Below are 21,541 nucleotides of genomic sequence, written 5' to 3'. Positions count from 1 at the left end.
TGTTGTGAATTTACTAGGCAGATAAGAAAGCATAAACATTCTTTCAACAAAAGTTTGGGCAATAGCCAAGTTTTCTAAAAAACCGAATTTAATATGGAAAGAGGAGATGAAATGGCTACAGTAGGTGTCATCATGGGGAGTATTTCAGATTGGGAAACAATGCAGCATACATGTGCCGTTCTTGATGAGCTACAAATTCCTTATGAAAAGGATGTTATTTCTGCACATCGTACACCAGATCAGATGTTTGATTATGCTAAAACAGCTCGTGAACGCGGTCTCAAAATAATTATTGCTGGTGCAGGTGGTGCAGCACACCTACCGGGGATGGTAGCGTCGCAAACAACGTTACCGGTAATTGGTGTTCCTGTTCAAAGTAAGGCACTAAATGGGATGGACTCCCTTCTTTCAATCGTTCAGATGCCAGGCGGAGTACCAACTGCGACAGTAGCGATCGGAAAAGCAGGAGCAACAAATGCGGGTCTTTTAGCTGCTGAAATGATTGGTGCTTTTGATAGCTATGTAGCAGCAAAACTAGATACGTATCGTGAAACCATGCAACAAAAAGTAACAGAAATGAGGGAAGAACTTGCAAACAAATAACATCATTCTTCCACAACAAACAATTGGAATTATCGGCGGTGGTCAGTTAGGTCGTATGATGGCAATTGCCGCAAAATATATGGGTTATAACGTAGCTGTACTTGATCCAACCCCTAATTGCCCAACAGCACAGGTTTCGGATCAGCAGATAGTTGCAGCATATGATGATCTGGATGCGATAAAGGAATTAACTGATATTAGTGATGTCATTACGTATGAATTTGAAAACGTTGATTTACATGCAGCAACATACATTGAACAACATGGAAAACTACCACAGGGTGCGTATGCGTTACAAGTAACACAAAACCGAGAAGAAGAAAAGAATCTGATGAAAGAGTTAGACTTACCGATACCGGATTTTCGGATTGTAAATAATGGGTTGGAATGTGAAACAGCTTTACAAGAATTATCGTATCCTGCTGTCATCAAGACATGTCGTGGCGGATATGACGGAAAGGGACAATTAAAATTAGCTACGGATGCTGATCGTCAGGCAGCAATTGATTTTGCTGAAACTTACAGACATTGCATTATCGAGGAATGGGTATCATTTGATAAAGAAATTTCCGTTATTTTTACAAGATCTCAATCAGGAGCGATAGAATTTTTCCCAGTTGCAGAAAATGAACATAGAGATCACATTCTATATCAAACAACGGTTCCTGCAAACGTATCTGATTACGTACAGAAACAAGCAAAAGAAGCGACAGCTTTAATAGCAAATAAAATGAACGTGGTAGGAACATTCGCGATTGAAATGTTTGTTGCTGGTGAACAGATCTATATTAATGAAATGGCACCACGCCCACATAATTCTGGTCACTACACCATTGAAGCATGTAATATTTCTCAATTTGCTCAGCATATTCGAGCAGTATGTGGGTTACCACTAATGAAAGTAGAATTATTAAAACCGGCAAAAATGATTAATATCCTAGGGGAAGGTGTTGTACCAACATTGCAAGCGATGGCACAGCATTCGAATGGATTTGTTCATTTATATGGAAAAGGTGAGGCGAAACCAAAACGTAAAATGGGGCATATTACCTTTATTGGCGAAACAATTGAAGAACAGATTAGACAGTTTGAGGAGGCAAAATAATGATTGAACGCTACACCAGAGAAGAAATGGGATCGATTTGGACAGAGGAAAATAAATTTAAAGCATGGTTAGAGGTAGAAATTTTGGCCTGTGAAGCATGGAGTGAACTTGGCATAATCCCTAAAGAAGATGTGAAAAGGCTAAGAGAAAATGCATCGTTTGATATCAATCGTATTTATGAAATAGAACAACAAACAAGACATGATGTGGTTGCATTTACTCGTGCTGTATCCGAAACACTTGGCGAAGAACGGAAGTGGGTGCATTACGGATTAACTTCCACGGACGTTGTAGATACGGCATTATCGTACTTATTAAAACAAGCGAATGAAATTATTCGTAAAGACTTGCATAACTTCATTGAGATCTTAAAAAATAAAGCAATCGAACATAAACATACGGTGATGATGGGAAGAACACATGGAGTTCATGCAGAACCAACAACTTTTGGCTTGAAATTAGCTTTATGGTATGAAGAAATGAAACGGAATGTCGAACGATTTGAGCTTGCTGCTGAAAATATTGAGTTCGGAAAACTCTCTGGTGCTGTTGGTACGTATGCGAACATCGATCCTTTTGTGGAACAATATGTTTGTGAAGAATTGGGGTTATCCCCAGCACCAGTATCTACACAAACATTACAACGTGATCGTCATGCGGCGTACATCTCAACGTTAGCTTTGATTGCAACTTCAATTGAAAAAATGGCTACGGAAATTCGTGGATTGCAAAAAACGGAAACTCGTGAGGTGGAAGAGTTTTTTGCGAAAGGTCAAAAAGGTTCTTCTGCAATGCCACATAAACGAAATCCGATTGGTTCAGAAAATATGACTGGAATGGCTAGGGTGATTCGTGGACATATGGTAACTGCTTATGAAAATGTCTCCTTATGGCATGAACGCGATATCTCTCATTCTTCAGCAGAACGTGTTATTTTACCAGATGCTACGATTGCACTTAATTATATGTTGAATCGGTTCGGAAATATTGTTAAGAATTTAACGGTATTCCCAGAAAATATGAAGCGAAACATTGATAAAACACATGGTGTTATTTTCTCGCAGCGTGTGCTATTAGCTTTAATTGACAAAGGAATGGCTCGCGAAGCTGCTTATGATATTGTACAGCCGAAAGCGATGGAAGCATGGGAAACAGAAACACATTTTAGAGAGCTTGTAAGAGCTGATGAACAGATTACTTCGTTATTATCAGAAGATGAAATTGAAAATTGTTTTGATTATACCTACCATCTAAAAAATGTTGATGCCATTTTTGAACGCATTGGCTTAAGCTGAGGTGACTAAAAATGAAAGCAGAGCTTGTTTATGAAGGAAAAGCCAAAAAAGTGTATCGTTCCAAATCAGCAAAAGATCAATTAATTCTGTCCTATAAGAATGATGCGACTGCATTTAATGGGAAAAAGAAAGCAAGTTTTATGGGAAAAGGGCGTTTAAATAATGAAATTTCAGCTCGAATTTTCCCTTATTTACATGAGCACAGAATTAAAAGTCATTTTATAGAAAGATTAAATGAAACGGAACAGCTTGTGTATGAAACAAAAATTATTCCGTTAGAGGTAGTTGTTCGAAATCTTGCAACTGGAAGTATTGTGAAGCGATTGGGGTTTGAGGAAAAAACCCCATTCAATCCACCTTTAATTGAATTGTTTTACAAGAATGATGATTTGGATGATCCATTAATAAATGATGATCATGCACTGCTTTTGACAGATATTACGTATAAGGAATTAAACGAGATAAAAGCGAAAGCATTGGAAATAAATACGGCTCTTCGCGAATTATTTCAATCTATAAATCTAGAGTTAATAGACTTTAAGCTTGAATTTGGTCGTCTACAGGATGGAATGATCGTGTTATCTGATGAGGTTTCACCAGATACATGTAGACTCTGGGATCGTACGACAAGTGAAAAAATGGATAAGGATGTGTTTCGCCAAGGGATTGGTGATTTAGTTGAAGTATATGAAGAAATATTACAACGTCTGGAGGCAAGGTCATGAGAAACGTAACTGTGTTCGTTACTTTAAAGCAAGGTGTTTTAGATCCACAAGGGAAAGCAATCCAGGAATCATTGAATTCTTTAGGGTATCAAGAGGTACAGGGAGCACGTGTCGGGAAATATATTGAGCTACAGGTTGAAGATGGGCCAAACTTAGAGGCACGAATCAAAGAAATGTGTGATAAATTGCTTGCGAATCCAGTTATTGAGGATTACAGCTTTGACGTAGAGGAGGCTGTTCGCTCGTGAGGTTTGCTGTCGTTGTTTTTCCAGGATCAAACTGTGACCGAGATATGTATCATGCAGTAAAAGATGTGTTAGGGGAAGAAGCGGAGTTAGTTTGGTATGAAAATAGCAATCTAGCAGACTATGATGGAATTTTATTACCTGGTGGGTTTTCGTATGGGGATTATTTACGTTCGGGTGCAGTTGCAGCAACATCCGATGTAATGAAGCAGGTGAAAGAGCATGCGGCCAAAGGGAAGCCGGTACTAGGGGTTTGTAATGGTTTCCAGGTACTAACGGAAACGGGGTTGTTGCCTGGTGCGTTAATGCGTAATGAGAAGCTATCCTTTATGTGTCACCAAGAAGAATTGATAGTGGAAAATAATCAAACGATGTTTACGACAGGGTATACAAAAGGTGAAGTTGTTCGGTTTCCAATTGCACATGGAGAAGGGAATTATTTCTGTGATGCGCAAACGCTAGCCGACCTACAAACGAATAATCAAATTGTACTTACGTATCGAAACAATCCAAACGGATCGGTTGCTGACATTGCAGGCATTATCAATAAAGAGGGGAACGTCCTCGGAATGATGCCTCATCCAGAGCGTGCTGTAGAATCGCTACTTGGCAGTGATGATGGGTTAACATTATTTAAGTCATTAGTTCAGAACTGGAGGGAATCCCACTATGTTGCAAACGCATAAGATTAGCCCAGAGCAAATAGAACGTGAAAAACTATACCAAGATATGGGGTTAAGTGACCAGGAGTTTGAATTAATCCAAAAAATCCTGGGACGTCTTCCAAATTTTACAGAAACCGGAATTTTTTCTGTGATGTGGTCAGAACACTGTAGCTATAAAACGTCTAAACCACTTTTAAAGAAGTTCCCAACCAAAGCACCTCATGTTCTGCAAGGACCTGGTGAAGGAGCTGGAATTATCGATATTGGTGATAATCAGGCGGTTGTTTTTAAAATAGAAAGTCACAACCATCCATCTGCAGTTGAGCCATATCAAGGTGCTGCGACTGGAGTTGGCGGAATTATTCGTGATGTGTTTTCCATGGGGGCTCGTCCCATTGCATTGATGAACTCGTTACGTTTTGGGAACTTGACGACAGATCGAGTGAAATATCTTTTTTCTGAAGTAGTAAACGGAATTGCTGGATATGGAAACTGTGTCGGTGTTCCTACAGTAGGTGGAGAGGTTCAATTTGATGACAGCTATGAAGACAATCCACTTGTAAATGCGATGTGTATTGGATTAATCAATCATGATGAAATTCAAAAAGGGATTGCGGCTGGAATAGGAAACACCGTTCTCTATGCTGGTGCTCCTACTGGTCGTGATGGGATTCATGGTGCGACATTTGCTTCGGATGATTTAGCAGAGGACTCAGATAAGGACCGTCCAGCGGTTCAAGTTGGTGATCCGTTTATGGAAAAATTATTAATTGAAGCTTGCTTAGAAGTGATTCACTCCGATGCATTAGTAGGTATGCAAGATATGGGAGCAGCTGGACTGACTTCATCTGCTAGTGAAATGGCGAGTAAAGCTGGTACTGGAATGGAAATGAATTTAGATTTGGTTCCACAGCGTGAGCAAAACATGAATGCTTACGAATTAATGCTTTCTGAATCACAAGAACGTATGCTGATGGTTGTAAAAAAAGGTCGTGAACAAGAAATTATAGATGTGTTTGAAAAATATGGCTTACAAGCAGTAGCTGTTGGGCATGTCGTGGAGGAGAAAGTATTCCGAATTACTCAACATGGGGAAGTTCAAGCAGAGATTCCAGTTGATGCATTAGCAGAAGAAGCACCAGTGTATCATATGCCTTCTGCAGAAGCTCATTATTATAAAGAGTTCCAAGCAATGGAAACAGAAGTTCCAACAGTAGAGAATCATGCGGAAATGCTTAAACAGCTCCTGCAGCAACCAACCATTGCGAGTAAGGAATGGGTGTACGATCAATATGATTCGATGGTACAGACAAATACTGTCGTAACACCGGGATCGGATGCGGCGGTTGTTCGGATAAAAGGTGTGGATAAGGCATTAGCCATTACAACGGATTGTAATTCTCGGTATATTTATTTGGATCCTGAAGCAGGTGGAAAAATCGCTGTTGCAGAAGCAGCACGTAATATCGTTTGTTCTGGTGCACGCCCCCTTGGGTTAACAGATGGACTTAATTTCGGTAATCCAACCAATCCAGAGGTTTTCTGGCAAATGGAAAAAAGTGTGGAAGGCATGAGCAAGGCATGTTCAGAGCTAGGTACACCAGTGATTAGTGGGAATGTATCGTTATATAACCAATCAAAAGGGAAAGCAATTTTTCCAACTCCAATTGTCGGAATGGTGGGACTACACGAATCATTAGCACATATTACACCAAGCTTTTTCCAAGTAGCTGGGGACTTGATTTATGTTATCGGTGAAGCGAAGGAAGAATTTGGTGGCAGTGAATTGCAAAATGTTCTAGAAGGTACGTATAGCGGAAAAGCTCCAGCTATTGATTTGCAAGTAGAGGCAAGGCGTCAAATGAAGCTTCTAGAAGCAATCCAGCAGGGCATGGTGGAATCAGCTCATGATCTTGCAGAAGGCGGATTAGCCGTTGCGTTAGCAGAAAGTGTTTTTAACGTTCTCGGTCTTGGCATAGATGTAGAGCTAGATGGAGATTTAACAGTACAACTATTTAGTGAAACCCAATCACGTTTTCTCGTATCTGTGAAGCCCGAAAATAAAGAGCGATTTGAAAGCGTAATGATAGATGCAGTTCAAATTGGTGTGGTTACGGCTGATGAACAAATGGTTGTTCACTCGAATGGTCACCAAATCATCCGTGAAAATGTTGAAAACTTACGTGAACTTTGGAAAGGGGCTATCCCATGCTTGCTGAAATAAGAGGTTTGAATGAAGAATGTGGTGTGTTTGGTATTTGGGGTCATGAAAAGGCAGCAGAAATTACGTACTATGGTCTTCACGCTCTTCAGCATCGTGGTCAAGAAGGTGCGGGCGTTGTTACAACAGATGGTGAAAACCTAAAGCTCCATAAAGGGCAAGGTCTCGTTAATGATGTTTTTAAACGAGTAGATTTTTCTAAGCTTAGTGGTCATGCAGCAATTGGGCATGTCCGCTATGCGACCCAAGGGGAACGAACGATTGATAACGTCCAGCCACTGTTATTTCGATCACAAACGGGCAGCATGGCATTAGCTCATAACGGAAATATCATGAATGCCTTCAAACTCAGAGGAGAACTAGAAAGCACAGGAAGTATTTTGCAAACCTCTTCTGATACAGAGGTTTTAGCCCATTTAATTAAACGAAGTGAAAAGCTATCGGTACAAGAAGCTTTAACGGATGCGCTTCAAAGCTTAGTTGGAGCATATGCTTTTATTCTACTTAATGAAGATAAAATGTATGTTGCACTTGATCCAAGAGGACTTAGACCATTATCGATTGGTAGATTAGGAGATGCTTATGTTGTAGCTTCGGAGACGTGTGCCTTTGATATTATTGGTGCTACTTATGAGCGAGAGGTACAACCGGGAGAACTAATCACGATTAGTGATATGGGGATGGAAACGATACGGTTTGCAACTCAAGAACAACGCAGGCTTTGTGCGATGGAATACGTATATTTTTCCCGCCCGGATAGTGATTTAAATGAGGTAAATGTCCACGCGTCACGGAAAAAAATGGGGATTGAATTGGCGAAGGAATCCCCAGTTGAAGCGGACATTGTAACAGGAGTACCAGATTCAAGTATCTCTGCTGCTATAGGCTATGCAGAAGAAAGTGGAATCCCATATGAAATTGGACTTATTAAAAATAGATATACTGGCAGAACCTTTATTCAGCCTTCCCAGGAATTACGTGAACAAGGTGTAAAAATGAAATTATCACCTGTTAGGGGAATCGTGGAAGGAAAACGAGTGATTATGATAGATGATTCGATCGTTAGGGGAACAACGAGTAGACGAATTGTCCGGATGCTAAAGGAAGCCGGTGCAAAGGAAGTTCATGTGCGAATTGCCTCTCCATCGATTCAGAATCCTTGCTACTATGGGATTGATATGTCGACCAAACAGGAGCTGATTGCCGCTAATCATTCCATTGACGAAATTTGTGAAATCATTGGTGCGGATAGTGTTGCCTATTTATCAGCAGAGGGCTTAGAACAAGCAATTGTAAAGAATGATTCCATAAACCAAGGAGTTTGTATGGCTTGCATGACAGGGAATTATCCAGTAATAGAGAAAAACCAACAGGAAATAGCCTATACAAGATGTTAAAAAGAGGGTGTCAATATGTCAAACGTGTATAAAGAAGCTGGGGTAGATGTAGAAAAGGGATACGAAGCAGTAGAACGGATGAAAAAACATATTGCCAAAACAGGACGTTCCGAAGTTCTAGGAGGAATTGGTGCTTTTGCTGGACTATTCGAATTAACCTCTTTTAACTATAAAGAGCCTGTTTTAGTTTCTGGGACAGACGGTGTTGGCACAAAGCTAAAACTAGGTTTTGAACTAGAAAAACACGATACGGTCGGTATAGACCTTGTAGCTATGTGTGTAAATGATATCGTAGCACAAGGGGCTAAGCCCTTATTTTTCCTCGACTATATCGCTTGTGGAAAAAATAATCCTGCGATGATCGAACAAATTGTTGCAGGTATTTCTGATGGCTGTGTGCAAGCTGGAGCTGCCTTAATCGGTGGTGAAACAGCAGAAATGCCTGGTATGTATGCAGAGAATGAATATGATCTTGCAGGATTCGTTGTCGGTATTGCAGAAAAGGAAAAGCTAGTTACTGGTGAATCTATTACAGATGGAGACGTAATCATCGGCCTGCCATCAAGTGGAATTCATTCAAATGGCTATTCATTAGTACGTAAATTAGTAGATGGCTTACATTTAAATGAAATCTATGATGGTTTATCAGAAAAACTTGGTGACGTATTGCTAACGCCAACAAAGATTTATGCCAAGCCAGTTAACACTGTGTTAGATCAAATTAATGTTAAAGGTATATCTCACATTACAGGTGGAGGATTCTATGAAAACATTCCACGTATGTTACCGAATGGTTTAGGGGCAACTTTCGACCGCCAGACTTGGGAAGTACCTGAGATTTTTTCTTTCCTACAAGAAAAGGGCTCGATATCGGATGAGGAAATGTACGGCGTATTTAATATGGGAGTGGGAATGACGCTTGTCATAGCTGAAGAAGATGTAGAACATACACTTGAGGTATTACGGGAAAACGGTGAGGATGCTCGCGTGATCGGTAGCGTTGTAACTGAAGAAGGAGTGTACTTCAGGTCATGAAAATGAAAGCAGCAGTCTTTGCATCAGGAACAGGCAGTAATTTTCAAGCTCTATTGGATACGGATGATTTAACCTGCGAGATTAGTTTGCTGGTATGTGATCAGCCGGGGGCAGCAGTTATTGAAAAGGCTTCAAAAGCAGGTATCCCTATTTTTTTATTTAATCCGAAAGACTATGATTCGAAGGAAGCATACGAAAAAGAGATATTACGTGTACTAGAAAATAGAGGAGTTAGCTGGATCTTTTTAGCTGGTTACATGCGTATCGTTGGGTCAACCCTATTACATGCGTACGAAGGAAAAATCGTCAACATACATCCTTCGTTACTACCATCTTTTCCAGGAAAAGATGCAATTGGGCAAGCCTTTCAAGCGGGAGTGGAAACGACCGGGGTTACGGTTCACTATATTGATGAAGGCATTGATACAGGACCGATTATTGCACAAGAAGTAGTTGAAATCCTACCTACAGATACACAAGATTCATTAACGAAACGTATTCAGCAGGTGGAGCATCAATTGTATCCGAAGGTGATTAATGAGTTGTTATCTTAAACCTTTTGAAAGCACTGGATAGAGAGCATGAGATTCGATGTTTATAACATCAGGCGCGAGAGTGGGATTATCGGACACAAGAGTGGGAATATCGGACACGAGAGTGGAATATCGGACACGAGAGTGGAATTATCGGACGCGAGAGTGGAATTATCGGACGCGAGAGTGGGATTATCGGACACGAGAGTGGAATTATCGGACACGAGAGTGGGATTATCGGACACAAGAGCGAGAACATCGGACACGAGAGGGAGAACATCGGACACGAGAGGGAGAACATCGGACACGAGAGGGAGAACATCGGACACGAGAGGGAGAACATCGGACACGAGAGGGAGAACATCGGACACGAGAGTGGGATTATCGGACACGAGAGTGGGATTATCGGACACGAGAGCGGAATTATCGGACACAAGAGTGGAATTATCGGACACGAGAGTGGAATTATCGGACACAAGAGTGGGAATATCGGACACGAGAGTGGGAATATCGGACACGAGAGGGAGAACATCGGACACGAGAGGGAGAGCATCGGACACGAGAGGGAGAACATCGGACACGAGAGGGAGAACATCGGACACAAGAGCGGGATTATCGGACACGAGAGCGAGAACATCGGACACGAGAGCACAAATATCGTCCGTGTACCCTATGCACATAACATAACATAGTGAGGAGCGAAAACATGAACAAAAGAGCACTAATTAGTGTTTCAGATAAACAAAACATCGTAGAATTTGCTCAAGGATTAGTGGAACTAGATTATGAAGTAGTTTCCACTGGTGGAACATTACGATTCTTGCAAGAAGGCGGCGTACCTGCAGTAGCAATAGATACTGTTACTGGATTTCCTGAAATTTTAGATGGGCGTGTGAAGACGTTACATCCAAATGTTCACGGTGGACTGCTTGCAAAACGTGAAAACGCGGAGCATCAAAAGCAATTAGTTGAAAATAATATCTCTCCGATTGATATCGTAGTAGTAAATTTATATCCTTTCAAACAAACATTGCAAAAGCAGGATGTAACCCATGAGGAGATCATTGAAAACATCGATATCGGTGGACCAACGATGTTACGTGCAGCAGCGAAAAACTATGTGGATGTAACGGTAGTAGTTGATCCTTCTGATTATCAGGAAGTATTGGAATCATTACGTTCAAATGGATTAGATTTAACGAAACGTCAATATTTAGCTGCAAAAGTTTTCCGTCATACTGCCCACTATGATGCAATGATTGCAAATTACTTTACAGAACAAAATGAAGAGAAATTTCCTGAAAACTACACAGTTACTTATGAAAAAGTACAAACACTTCGTTATGGGGAAAATCCGCACCAGACAGCAGCTTTTTATAAGAATCCAATAGAAAAGGGAACGAGTTTAGCTACTGCGAAACAATTACACGGGAAAGAGTTGTCTTATAATAATATTCAAGATGCAAATGCAGCATTAGAAATATTAAGTGAGTACACGGATCCAGCGGCAGTTGCAGTGAAGCATATGAACCCTTGTGGTATTGGTGTGCGTGATTCGATAAGTGAAGCATTCTTTACTGCATTTGATGCAGATCCTATTTCTATCTTCGGGGGGATTGTTGCACTTAATAGAGAAGTAGATACGCAGACTGCTGAAAAACTTAGTGAGATATTTTTAGAGATTGTCATTGCGCCAAGCTACTCTGAGGAAGCTTTTCGTATATTAACTCAAAAGAAAAATATTCGTTTATTGGCAGTTGAGATGAAAGATGACGAAAAAGATCAGATGAAATTAACTACGGTTCGTGGTGGTGTATTGGTTCAAAGTTCCGACAACGGTACAGTGGATGAAAATCAAATTACAATTGCGACGAGGCGAGCTCCATCTGAACAAGAACTGGAAGATTTACTGTTTGCCTGGAAAGCTGTTAAACATGTGAAATCGAATGCTATTGTTCTAGCAAAAGATAAACAAACTATCGGAGTTGGTGCAGGGCAAATGAATCGTGTAGGAGCTGCAAATATCGCGATTGAGCAAGCAGGCGATAAATCACATCATTCCGTGATGGCCTCTGATGCCTTTTTCCCAATGCCTGATACAGTTGAAGTAGCCGCTAAAGCTGGCGTGACGGCAATTATTCAACCTGGTGGTTCCAAGCGTGATCAAGATTCCATTGATATGTGTGATCAGCACGGTATTGCAATGGTGTTTACAGAAATGCGTCATTTTAAACATTAATTAGGGGGATTATCGTATGAACGTGTTAGTAATTGGACGTGGCGGACGTGAGCATAGCATGGTAATGAAACTAGCAGAAAGTGATCAAATTGATCATCTATATGTTGCTCCTGGAAATGGTGGAATGGAAGACGATGCAACCTGTGTCCCTATTGAAGAAACGGACTTTGATAGCTTAGTTGATTTTGCGAAAAAGAATGCCATAGACTTTACAATCGTTGGACCGGAAAATCCGTTGTTATTGGGTATCGCAAATCGATTTAAAGAGGAGAACCTTTCGATTTTTGCTCCGACTAAAGAAGCATCCTTAATAGAAGGAAGTAAAAGCTTTTCCAAAGCATTTATGAAACGACATCAAATTCCTACTGCAGATTATGAAACATTTCATGAAGCAGACAAGGCAAAAGCATATATCGAGGTAAAAGGTGCACCGATCGTGATCAAAGCAGATGGTCTAGCTGCTGGAAAAGGCGTAATCGTAGCACTGACAAAAGAAGAAGCATTCCAAGCTATTGATGATATGTTAGTTTCAAAGAGTTTCTCTGATGCGGGCGCAACTGTTGTGATCGAGGAATTTTTGCAAGGGAGAGAATTTTCACTAATGGCATTCGTTCATGAGGGGAATGTATTCCCTATGCCAACTGCTCGTGACCATAAACGTGCATATGATAATGATCAAGGTCCGAACACGGGTGGTATGGGGGCATTTGCACCTGTGGCGGATATTACAGATGATATAGTGTCAACGGCAACTAGAACCATCTTACAAAAAGCAGCAGATGGATTAGTAGCAGAAGGACGTGCATTTACTGGAATTTTATATGCAGGATTAATGATGACATCTTCTGGTCCTAAAGTGATTGAGTTCAATGCGAGATTCGGTGACCCGGAAACACAAGTAGTATTGCAGTTATTAAAAAATGACTTATTGCAGGTAATGCTTGATGTGCATAATGGCAAGGACCCTAAATTAACTTGGGAGGATCAGTCCTGCTTTGGGGTAGTTGTTGCATCTAAAGGATATCCAGGTATCTATAACAAAAATGTACCTGTACCATTACTAAAAGAAGATAACACGTTTAATGTTTATGCAGGTGTGAAAAAATCAGTAAATGGATACGTATCGAATGGTGGACGCGTATTATTAGTTGGATCAAAAGCTGATACAATCGCTGAGGCATCAGAATCTGTTTACCGTACATTATCTTCGATGGACTCAGATGAATTCTTTTATCGAAGTGATATCGGAAAAACAAATGAAAACAGCCTTGCCTAAGAGCGCGGTTTTAAAGGATAATATCAATCAAATAGTACACCTATACACACGCAGAAAAAATAGCGTGTGTATTTTTTTGCAGAAATAAATGTATAAGCTTTCCTATCCTACATAAGTGCAACTAATGGGTACACCATTAAGGCTTTATGAATGCTGAGTTTTCTAATATAAAAGTACTTTTGCCATAAAATTTTATTAACGCAATGATAATCCGAATTTAGTTATTTCTAATATAAATCAGCAATTCAAAAGAAATCTTAAAGTTTGCAATTTGATAGAATAATACTATGCAAACAAAGGAGGTAACAAATAGTTGAGAAAAGTTGTTTTAAATAATGGATGTTAGTCTTGATGCCTTTGTTGCTAAATCAAATCGAGATTTGGACTGGATTTTTGGTAGTTTTAATGATGAGTTAAAAATGGGGCAGAGTTGCTTACGAAAATTTGAAGAAAATAAATTCAAAGTTTTTCAGACAGGAACAGTACTTCATACATATTAACGAGTATAAAGAGGGGGGATCGATCTTTACAAACTAAAGAGGGTTGATCAAACGTTTGATTAAATAATTGAATATACAGTAATTAGTCACGTTGTGTAATCATAGGTAGAAGAGGTTCTTCTTTCATTATAGTATAGGAAAGTTAAACATGGGAGGTTTAGATTTATGAAAGGTGATTTCAACAATAAAAGAATTGATTCGGTTTCTAGAGTCGTCCATGCATCACCGCAATCTATTTATAAGGTGTTCTTGGATCCAATAGCTTGGAGTGTATGGCTTCCACCTAAGGGGATGAAGGGAAAAATGTATGAGTTTGATGCCAGCGATGGTGGGTTCTATCACATGATATTAACGTATGATGAACCAGATAACTTAACACAAGGAAAGACTACAAAAGACACTGATGAAATCAAAGGAAGATTTTTAAAATTCATCCCAAACAAGCGGGTTGTTCAGTTAGTAGAATTTGAATCTGATAACCCAATATATGCTGGGGAAATGATGATGACTTGGAGTTTGACAGCAGTTTCCAAAGGAACTCAAGTATCCATCGTCTGTGAGAATGTGCCAAAAGGAATACGGAAAGAAGATCATGAAGTTGGGTTGGCGTCTACGTTAGAGAATCTCGAAGACTATATGGAAGGAAAATTGACTCTCAACTAAGAGCGCAAATGATATTCTGAAGAAAGTATAGCTCCTCGTAACAGTTGTTAAAACAACGTTTTTGAGGAATTTTTTTGAAGCAATATATTATGACAACGTATACTTACTCTCTCTACTCAGAGCTTTTAAACACGGAGGTATTGTTCATAAAAAATTCACTTTAATTAATAAAAACTTTACAGTGATAAAGTCTAAAATATGATACAATTAAGAAAATGATTTACTGGAGAGTTGCCCTATGGTATCAAATAGACAGTGGAGAAATTATGAGTTACGTAAACATGTAAAAGTAGTGGAAGGGAAAGTAGCCCCAACACTATTATTAAAAAATGCTACATATTTGAATGTATTTACGAAACAGTGGTTACAGGCAAATATTTGGATATATCAGGACAGAATTGTGTATGTGGGGGAAAAGCTACCAGAGAATATCTCACAGACAGAGGTTGTAGACTGTGAAGGGAAATATCTTGTACCTGGGTACATGGAACCTCATGCCCATCCATTTCAGTTGTATAATCCAGAGGAATTAGCAAACCATGCTGCAAGAACAGGAACAACTACATTAATTAATGATAATTTAACATGGCTTTTTTTATTAGAAAAAAAGAAAGCGTTTTCTATAATTGAGGAATTTAACCACCACCCTGTTTCCATGTTTTGGTGGTCACGCTATGATCCACAAACCGCTTTAAAGAATGATGAATTTTTTAATACAAACGATATGATGGAATGGCTATCCCATCCAAGTATAGTTCAAGGGGGAGAGCTAACTTCCTGGCCAAGCCTACTTCATGGGGATGATCGTTTGCTGTATTGGATACAAGAAACGAAGTATCGAGGCAAGCCTGTTGAAGGACACCTTCCTGGAGCATCGGAAAGTACACTAATCAAGATGAAGCTTTTAGGTGTCAGTGCCGATCATGAGTCGATATCAGGAGAGGATGTTATCAGTCGTTTACAGCTTGGCTATCAAGTAGGGCTGCGTTATTCGTCGATTCGACCAGACTTACCAAATCTATTAGAAGAAATAATAGCAGCAGGTGTAAATTCATTTGATAATTTAACAATGACAACAGACGGAGCAACACCGGGCTTTTATGAGAATGGTGTTATGAGTCTGTGTGTGGATATTGCGATTCAAAAAGGCATCCCGTTAATAGAAGCATATCGAATGGCTTCTTACAATGTTGCTAGACATTTTCATTTAGATGAGCAATTAGGTAGTATAGCACCTGGTAGAATAGCAAATATTAATATATTACAGATGGCAGATAACCCTCATCCAGAAAGTGTTTTAGCTAAAGGGAAATGGATGTTGAAAGATGGGGAAGAACAGGAGATTTCTTCAATAATTGATTGGGAAAAGTTTCAGATAAAACCATTGAACTTTTCTTGGGATATGACCATGTCAGACTTACAGTTTTCGATACCGATTGGCTTAGATATGGTGAATGATGTGATCATGAGGCCATATGCTATTGAAACAGATATTACACTCGATGTGTTGCCAGAGAATCGAGAAGATGCATTTTTATTATTGCTCGATCAGAATGGTGAATGGCGAGTCAATACAACCTTAAGAGGTTTTAGCAATCAATTAGGGGCATTGGTTAGCACGTTTTCACAAACAGGAGATATCGTTTTTATCGGTAAAAACAAGCATGATATGTTACTAGCATGGAAGAGAATGAAAGAGCTTGGTGGAGGTATTGTTTTAGTTCATCAAGGTGAGGTATTATTAGAAATTCCTCTTTCACTTAGTGGAAAAATGTATAGTGGTACGATGAAAGAGTTAATCCAAAAAGAAGCAGAATTAAAACAGATTCTTCAAAAGTTTGGATATCGGTTTAGTGATCCAATTTATAGCATATTATTTTTATCCTCAACACATCTGCCATATACTAGAATTACACAAGAAGGAATAGTTGATGTGAAGAAACAAGAAGTACTCTTCCCAGCGACAATGCGTTAGCATATAATAGAAGGATAAACATTTATAAACGATTTTAAAAAGGTGTTGGGAAAAATTGAGAAAGTTATTATTTATGTTACTAGTTAGCTTATTGTTGGTAGCATGCTCGGAGGATGTAGAACAAGATCAAGATAATGAACCTGAAGAAAATGTGGTAGAAGAACCAGAAGAGGAACCAGAAAAAGAAGAATCTGAAGAACCAGAATATGCAAATGTATTTCCATTGACAGGAATAGGTACTGATGAAGATGTTGATAATCGAATAGTTGGTGTAATGGTAAATAACCATACAAAGGCTAGACCACAATCAGGTCTATCTCAAGCGGATATTGTATTTGAAATTTTAGCCGAAGGAAAAATCACACGGTTATTAGCATTGTTCCATAGTGAACAACCTAAAATTGTCGGGCCTGTACGAAGTGCTAGAGAATATTATTTTGATTTAGCAAACCGATATGGAGCAATTTATGTATATCATGGTGCAGCTGACTTTATTGATGAGATGATTGTTAATCGTGGGATTAACTTCTTGAACGGTTCAACGTATGATAATGATGGTCACTTGTTTAAGCGTGAGGACTTCAGGGTTGCACCACATAATTCCTATTTGTTATTTGACTCGGTCTATGAAGTAGCTGAAGGAAAAGGCTATGATATAACAGGAAATTATGATCCTCTGCCATTTTATGATGAAGATGAATTAACAGAAATCTCTGGTGATGAAGCAAATCATGTTGAAATCACGTACTCTACTAATCCAATGAATATTGTTGAATATGAATATGACGAGACAACGGAAAAGTATACACGGTATAATGACCGTGAGAAGACTATCGAATTAGAAACTGAAGAACCAATTCAACTTGATAACGTATTTATTGTAGAAACACCACATCAAGTAATCGATGATGCAGGTCGCCGTGAAATTGACTTCTACAGCGGTGGGAATGCCTATTTACTTCAAAAAGGTACATTGCAGAAGGTAGAGTGGGAAAATAGAGATGGAAGAATTGTTCCGATAAAAGATGGAGAGCCCGTTGACTATGTCCCAGGTAAAACCTGGATCAATGTAGTTCCAACTAACCCTGGTATGGAACAATCAGTAATTGTAACAAATGAGTAGGGAGCAGGAGGATGCAGCATGCAGATTGATAAATTACGGGGAAAACAATTAGATCAATTATTTGATGCGATACTATCTTTAAAAGATCGTGAAGAATGCTATCGATTTTTTGATGATATTGCAACAATGGGAGAGATCCAATCTTTAGCACAACGATTACAAGTAGCCAAAATGTTGACAGAAGGCTATACGTATAGTGTTATCGAGAAGGAGACGAAAGCATCAACTGCTACAATTTCACGTGTTCGCAGATGCATCAATTATGGTAGTGACGGATACCAGACCGTACTTGATAGACTGATTGACACAGCGGAAAAGTAAAATGATACACCGTCACCAGCTTGGTGGCGGTTTTTATTCTGGTCTGTGTATCTGATACGAGAGTTGGCGCAACGGACGCAGTGGTGTGAGAATCGGACACGAGAGCGTGGGTATCGGAGCGGGGACATCGGACACAAGAGCCAGAACATCGGACACGAGAGTGAGAACATCGGACACAAGCGAGGGAACATCGGACACAAGAGCGGGAACATCGGACACATGAGAGGAAACATCGGACACAAGAGCCAGAACATCGGACACGAGAGTGAGAACATCGGACACAAGAGAGGAAACATCGGAAACAAGAGAGGAAACATCGGACACAAGAGCCAGAACATCGGACACAAGAGAGGAAACATCGGACACATGAGAGGAAACATCGGACACAAGAGAGGAAACATCGGACACAAGAGAGGGAACATCGGACACAAGCGAGGGAACATCGGACACAAGCGAGGGAACATCGGACATAAGAGCGGAAACATCGGACACAGCCCCCCAATCATCGGACACACCCCCCAAACCACCAGTCGCAACACCCCAAGCATTACCACAACATACACCCTATATGTACGAATCAACAAAACTATAAAAAGTTCCCCATATTACTAAATTCACACCATATTTTTTGCTATAATATACAAATGGATTATAATAATGGAGGCTTAAAACCTTGTATACGAATTTTAAAGAATGGAAGCACATATTCAAACTAGATCCTGCTAAAGAAATATCGGACGAGCATTTAGAACAAATTTGTGAGTCTGGTACGGATGCTGTTATCGTTGGTGGGACTGATAATATTACATTAGATGGCGTTTTGGATTTATTATCTCGAATACGACGTTATACGGTTCCTTGTATTCTAGAAATTTCTGATATGGATGCTATTACCCCAGGGTTCGATTTTTACTTTATCCCAATGGTTATGAACAGTACAAAGAAAAAGTGGGTAATGGATATACAACATGAAGCGATAAAAGATTTTAAAGATATCATGGATTGGAATGAGATATTCTTTGAAGGCTACTGCATTGTAAATGAGGATGCCAAGGCATTTCAAAAAACGAATTGTAAGCTGCCAAGTGACGAGGATGTTATGGCATATGCATACATGGCAGAGCATGTATTTCATTTACCTATTTTTTACTTGGAATACAGTGGCAAGTACGGAGATCCAGAGCTTGTAAAGCAAGTGAAGAAGGAGTTGAATGAAACCGTGTTATTTTATGGCGGTGGCATAGAAAATTCCCTACAAGCTACGGAGATGAAAGAACATGCAGATGTAATTATTGTAGGAAACAGCATTTATACAGACATAAAAAAAGCATTGAAAACGGTAAAGGCTGTGCAAGACAAATGATTTTAGGATGGTGTTTTAAATGAGTCAAACGATGGATGACTTAATAAAAGGTTTAAATAAAGAACAGCAAGAAGCTGTTAAACATACAGAAGGTCCATTATTAATTATGGCGGGTGCGGGAAGTGGAAAAACTCGCGTACTTACACATCGTATCGCATATTTAATGGGAGAAAAAGAAGTCGCACCAAGAAATATTCTAGCGATTACCTTTACCAACAAAGCAGCACGAGAAATGAAGGAGCGTGTTAGTCGCTTAGTTGGACCAGAAGGTGAGTATATGTGGGTTTCTACCTTCCACTCGATGTGTGTCCGTATTTTACGGAGAGATATTGAACGTATTGGCTATAGTCGTAACTTTACGATTTTAGATAGTGGTGACCAGCTTTCCGTTATTAAACAAATTATGAAAGATTTTAACATCGATACGAAAAAATTCGAGCCCCGTGCGGTTCTTGGGCAAATCAGTGCTGCGAAGAATGAACTGGTAACACCTGAAAAGTATGAAGAAAATGCAGGTGACTTTTATAGTAGACAGATTTCCAAAGTTTACACGGAATATCAAAAACGGATTCGTAAAAACCAATCACTAGATTTTGATGACTTAATCATGCAAACCATCCACTTATTCAATCGGGTACCTGAAGTATTGGAATACTATCAACGTAGATTTCAATATATTCACGTGGATGAGTATCAGGATACAAACCATGCCCAATACTATCTAGTAAAACAATTAGCTAGCCGTTTTCAAAATTTATGTGTCGTAGGTGATTCAGACCAATCGATCTATCGTTGGCGTGGAGCAGATATTGCTAATATCCTTTCATTTGAAAAAGATTATCCAACTGCTCGAACAGTATTCTTGGAGCAAAATTATCGTTCCACGAAATCTATTTTAGCTGCAGCAAATAAAGTAATTGAAAATAACACTGGACGTAAGCCGAAAAATCTTTGGACAGATAATCCAGATGGGAAGAAGATTACGTATTATCAAGGGTCTACCGAGCAGGACGAAGCTTTGTATATTACAGATAAGATCCAAGAGCTTACCAAAAATGAAGGTTTTTCTCCTGGTGAAGTTGCCATTTTATATCGGACCAATGCGCAATCTCGTGCGATTGAGGATACGTTAATGAAATCAAACATAGCCTATCAAATGGTTGGCGGAACCAAGTTCTACGACCGCAAAGAGATTAAGGACATGATTGCTTATCTACGTTTGATTACAAATCCAGATGATGATCTCAGTTTTGAACGCGTGGTGAATGAACCAAAGCGTGGTATTGGAAAAACGTCAGTTGATAAGCTTCGCACGTATGCAGCTGTAAATGACCTTTCCCTTTATCAAGCGGTAGAAGTCGTTGATTTTACTGGTGTATCAAAGAAAGCAGCTAATGCGCTAGTGGAGTTTGGAAACCTGATTAAGACATTGACTCAACAACAGGAATTTTTAACAGCAACGGATATGGTTGAGGCGGTACTTGAACGAACAGGCTATGAACAAATGCTAAAAAATGAGCGAACCATTGAAGCGCAAAGTCGTTTAGAAAACTTAGAAGAGTTCATGACCGTTACACAGGATTTTGAAAAAACAAGTGAAGATAAAACATTAATCGCCTTTTTAACAGATCTTGCTTTAATTGCAGACATTGATAAAGTGGACGAGGAAGATCCAGAAAACGAAGAAAAGGTAACGTTAATGACATTACACGCTGCAAAAGGGTTGGAGTTTCCAGTTGTATTCCTTATTGGGATGGAGGAGAATGTCTTCCCACATAGCCGCTCTATGTTTGATGATGAAGAAATGGAAGAAGAGAGAAGGCTTGCCTACGTAGGAATCACAAGGGCGGAACATCAATTATATTTAACACATGCAAAAATGCGTACACTATACGGTAGAACAAGTATGAATCCGGTCAGCCGTTTTATTAACGAAATTCCTGAAGAATTAATTGAAGGAATCGAGCAAGCAAAACAAACGATGTTTGGCTCTGCACCTTTTGGACAACCAAAAGGTGAACCGAAACAACAGCCTGCACCTGTGAAACGTAAAGCAGAAAAAATGCAAAATACAACTGGAGCAGAAAATGAAGCATGGAAACCAGGTGATAAGGCTAGCCATAAAAAATGGGGAGTTGGAACGGTTGTAAAAGTGCAAGGTGAAGGAGAAGCAATGGAGCTTGATGTTGCATTCCCTGCGCCAACTGGAATTAAGCGTTTGTTAGCTAAATTTGCACCAATAACGAAAGAATAAGGA

At 39.5% G+C, this 21,541-nt stretch carries 21 protein-coding genes; all 21 read left to right on the top strand.

Annotation, left to right across the window (positions count from 1 at the left end; translation table 11 throughout):
• Positions 1-111 precede the first annotated feature (111 nt).
• The 21 genes from purE to pcrA all read left to right on the top strand — a co-directional run bounded on the left by purE (position 112) and on the right by pcrA (position 21,538).
• A complete protein-coding gene (gene purE / locus GMD78_RS08680) occupies positions 112-603 on the top strand; it encodes a 5-(carboxyamino)imidazole ribonucleotide mutase (RefSeq protein WP_155668518.1) in 492 nt (163 codons plus the stop codon).
• Entirely contained in the window at positions 590-1,708 is a 1,119-nt protein-coding gene (gene purK, locus GMD78_RS08675) for a 5-(carboxyamino)imidazole ribonucleotide synthase (protein WP_155668435.1), read from the top strand. Before purE ends, purK begins: the two co-directional genes overlap by 14 nt.
• Entirely contained in the window at positions 1,708-3,003 is a 1,296-nt protein-coding gene (purB, locus tag GMD78_RS08670) for an adenylosuccinate lyase (RefSeq protein ID WP_155668434.1), read from the top strand. The genes purK and purB overlap by 1 nt, the downstream gene beginning before the upstream one ends.
• Positions 3,004-3,014: 11 nt before the next feature.
• On the top strand, positions 3,015-3,728 hold the full coding sequence (gene purC, locus GMD78_RS08665; protein WP_155668433.1) for a phosphoribosylaminoimidazolesuccinocarboxamide synthase: 714 nt from the start codon (positions 3,015-3,017) through the stop codon (positions 3,726-3,728).
• Positions 3,725-3,976, top strand: coding sequence for a phosphoribosylformylglycinamidine synthase subunit PurS (gene purS / locus GMD78_RS08660; protein WP_155668432.1), 252 nt, complete (start codon positions 3,725-3,727; stop codon positions 3,974-3,976). Before purC ends, purS begins: the two co-directional genes overlap by 4 nt.
• The gene (gene purQ / locus GMD78_RS08655) at positions 3,973-4,659 is read left to right on the top strand and encodes a phosphoribosylformylglycinamidine synthase subunit PurQ (RefSeq protein ID WP_343042206.1); all 687 of its coding nucleotides are present in this window, start codon (positions 3,973-3,975) and stop codon (positions 4,657-4,659) included. Before purS ends, purQ begins: the two co-directional genes overlap by 4 nt.
• A complete protein-coding gene (gene purL, locus GMD78_RS08650; RefSeq protein ID WP_155668431.1) occupies positions 4,643-6,862 on the top strand; it encodes a phosphoribosylformylglycinamidine synthase subunit PurL in 2,220 nt (739 codons plus the stop codon). Before purQ ends, purL begins: the two co-directional genes overlap by 17 nt.
• Positions 6,847-8,256 (top strand): amidophosphoribosyltransferase, encoded by a 1,410-nt coding sequence (gene purF, locus GMD78_RS08645; RefSeq protein WP_155668430.1) that lies wholly within the window; start codon positions 6,847-6,849, stop codon positions 8,254-8,256. Before purL ends, purF begins: the two co-directional genes overlap by 16 nt.
• 15 nt (positions 8,257-8,271) lie before the next feature.
• Entirely contained in the window at positions 8,272-9,291 is a 1,020-nt protein-coding gene (gene purM, locus GMD78_RS08640; protein WP_155668429.1) for a phosphoribosylformylglycinamidine cyclo-ligase, read from the top strand.
• On the top strand, positions 9,288-9,845 hold the full coding sequence (purN, locus tag GMD78_RS08635) for a phosphoribosylglycinamide formyltransferase (protein WP_155668428.1): 558 nt from the start codon (positions 9,288-9,290) through the stop codon (positions 9,843-9,845). The genes purM and purN overlap by 4 nt, the downstream gene beginning before the upstream one ends.
• A gap of 37 nt (positions 9,846-9,882) precedes the next feature.
• Positions 9,883-10,506, top strand: a complete 624-nt coding sequence (locus GMD78_RS08630) for a hypothetical protein (protein ID WP_155668427.1) — start codon at positions 9,883-9,885, stop codon at positions 10,504-10,506.
• A gap of 24 nt (positions 10,507-10,530) precedes the next feature.
• Complete coding sequence (gene purH, locus GMD78_RS08625; RefSeq protein ID WP_155668426.1) at positions 10,531-12,063, top strand: bifunctional phosphoribosylaminoimidazolecarboxamide formyltransferase/IMP cyclohydrolase; 1,533 nt, start codon at positions 10,531-10,533, stop codon at positions 12,061-12,063.
• A gap of 16 nt (positions 12,064-12,079) precedes the next feature.
• A complete protein-coding gene (gene purD, locus GMD78_RS08620) occupies positions 12,080-13,339 on the top strand; it encodes a phosphoribosylamine--glycine ligase (protein WP_155668425.1) in 1,260 nt (419 codons plus the stop codon).
• Between the two features lie 335 nt (positions 13,340-13,674).
• On the top strand, positions 13,675-13,839 hold the full coding sequence (locus GMD78_RS08615) for a hypothetical protein (protein ID WP_155668424.1): 165 nt from the start codon (positions 13,675-13,677) through the stop codon (positions 13,837-13,839).
• A 165-nt stretch (positions 13,840-14,004) separates the two neighbouring features.
• Positions 14,005-14,502 carry an SRPBCC domain-containing protein gene (locus tag GMD78_RS08610; RefSeq protein WP_155668423.1) on the top strand — a complete coding sequence of 166 codons (498 nt, stop codon included), beginning with the start codon at positions 14,005-14,007 and terminating at the stop codon, positions 14,500-14,502.
• Positions 14,503-14,740: 238 nt separating this feature from the next.
• Positions 14,741-16,477 (top strand): adenine deaminase C-terminal domain-containing protein, encoded by a 1,737-nt coding sequence (locus tag GMD78_RS08605; protein ID WP_155668422.1) that lies wholly within the window; start codon positions 14,741-14,743, stop codon positions 16,475-16,477.
• A 55-nt stretch (positions 16,478-16,532) separates the two neighbouring features.
• Positions 16,533-17,600, top strand: coding sequence for a DUF3048 domain-containing protein (locus tag GMD78_RS08600; RefSeq protein WP_155668421.1), 1,068 nt, complete (start codon positions 16,533-16,535; stop codon positions 17,598-17,600).
• Positions 17,601-17,618: 18 nt separating this feature from the next.
• A complete protein-coding gene (locus GMD78_RS08595) occupies positions 17,619-17,921 on the top strand; it encodes a YerC/YecD family TrpR-related protein (RefSeq protein ID WP_155668420.1) in 303 nt (100 codons plus the stop codon).
• 45 nt (positions 17,922-17,966) lie between these two features.
• Positions 17,967-18,533, top strand: coding sequence for a hypothetical protein (locus GMD78_RS08590; RefSeq protein WP_196493763.1), 567 nt, complete (start codon positions 17,967-17,969; stop codon positions 18,531-18,533).
• Between the two features lie 61 nt (positions 18,534-18,594).
• Positions 18,595-19,284 carry a heptaprenylglyceryl phosphate synthase gene (pcrB, locus tag GMD78_RS08585; protein ID WP_155668418.1) on the top strand — a complete coding sequence of 230 codons (690 nt, stop codon included), beginning with the start codon at positions 18,595-18,597 and terminating at the stop codon, positions 19,282-19,284.
• Positions 19,285-19,303: 19 nt separating this feature from the next.
• On the top strand, positions 19,304-21,538 hold the full coding sequence (gene pcrA, locus GMD78_RS08580) for a DNA helicase PcrA (RefSeq protein ID WP_155668417.1): 2,235 nt from the start codon (positions 19,304-19,306) through the stop codon (positions 21,536-21,538).
• Positions 21,539-21,541 lie beyond the last annotated feature (3 nt).

It is taken from the genome of Ornithinibacillus caprae, assembly GCF_009728145.1.
Classification (GTDB): domain Bacteria; phylum Bacillota; class Bacilli; order Bacillales; family Amphibacillaceae; genus Ornithinibacillus; species Ornithinibacillus caprae.
This window is presented reverse-complemented; position numbering and strand designations above follow the sequence as displayed.

What these genes read in the sequence shown, in the direction of transcription:
- purL (WP_155668431.1), top strand. Translation starts at nt 4,643, where the DNA reads ATGTTGCAAACGCATAAGATTAGCCCAGAGCAAATAGAACGTGAAAAA.
- GMD78_RS08630 (WP_155668427.1), top strand. Translation starts at nt 9,883, where the DNA reads ATGTTTATAACATCAGGCGCGAGAGTGGGATTATCGGACACAAGAGTG.
- purS (WP_155668432.1), top strand. Translation starts at nt 3,725, where the DNA reads ATGAGAAACGTAACTGTGTTCGTTACTTTAAAGCAAGGTGTTTTAGAT.
- purM (WP_155668429.1), top strand. Translation starts at nt 8,272, where the DNA reads ATGTCAAACGTGTATAAAGAAGCTGGGGTAGATGTAGAAAAGGGATAC.
- purE (WP_155668518.1), top strand. Translation starts at nt 112, where the DNA reads ATGGCTACAGTAGGTGTCATCATGGGGAGTATTTCAGATTGGGAAACA.
- purN (WP_155668428.1), top strand. Translation starts at nt 9,288, where the DNA reads ATGAAAATGAAAGCAGCAGTCTTTGCATCAGGAACAGGCAGTAATTTT.
- purF (WP_155668430.1), top strand. Translation starts at nt 6,847, where the DNA reads ATGCTTGCTGAAATAAGAGGTTTGAATGAAGAATGTGGTGTGTTTGGT.
- GMD78_RS08610 (WP_155668423.1), top strand. Translation starts at nt 14,005, where the DNA reads ATGAAAGGTGATTTCAACAATAAAAGAATTGATTCGGTTTCTAGAGTC.
- pcrA (WP_155668417.1), top strand. Translation starts at nt 19,304, where the DNA reads ATGAGTCAAACGATGGATGACTTAATAAAAGGTTTAAATAAAGAACAG.
- purB (WP_155668434.1), top strand. Translation starts at nt 1,708, where the DNA reads ATGATTGAACGCTACACCAGAGAAGAAATGGGATCGATTTGGACAGAG.
- GMD78_RS08595 (WP_155668420.1), top strand. Translation starts at nt 17,619, where the DNA reads ATGCAGATTGATAAATTACGGGGAAAACAATTAGATCAATTATTTGAT.
- purC (WP_155668433.1), top strand. Translation starts at nt 3,015, where the DNA reads ATGAAAGCAGAGCTTGTTTATGAAGGAAAAGCCAAAAAAGTGTATCGT.
- GMD78_RS08615 (WP_155668424.1), top strand. Translation starts at nt 13,675, where the DNA reads ATGGATGTTAGTCTTGATGCCTTTGTTGCTAAATCAAATCGAGATTTG.
- purH (WP_155668426.1), top strand. Translation starts at nt 10,531, where the DNA reads ATGAACAAAAGAGCACTAATTAGTGTTTCAGATAAACAAAACATCGTA.
- GMD78_RS08605 (WP_155668422.1), top strand. Translation starts at nt 14,741, where the DNA reads ATGGTATCAAATAGACAGTGGAGAAATTATGAGTTACGTAAACATGTA.
- purD (WP_155668425.1), top strand. Translation starts at nt 12,080, where the DNA reads ATGAACGTGTTAGTAATTGGACGTGGCGGACGTGAGCATAGCATGGTA.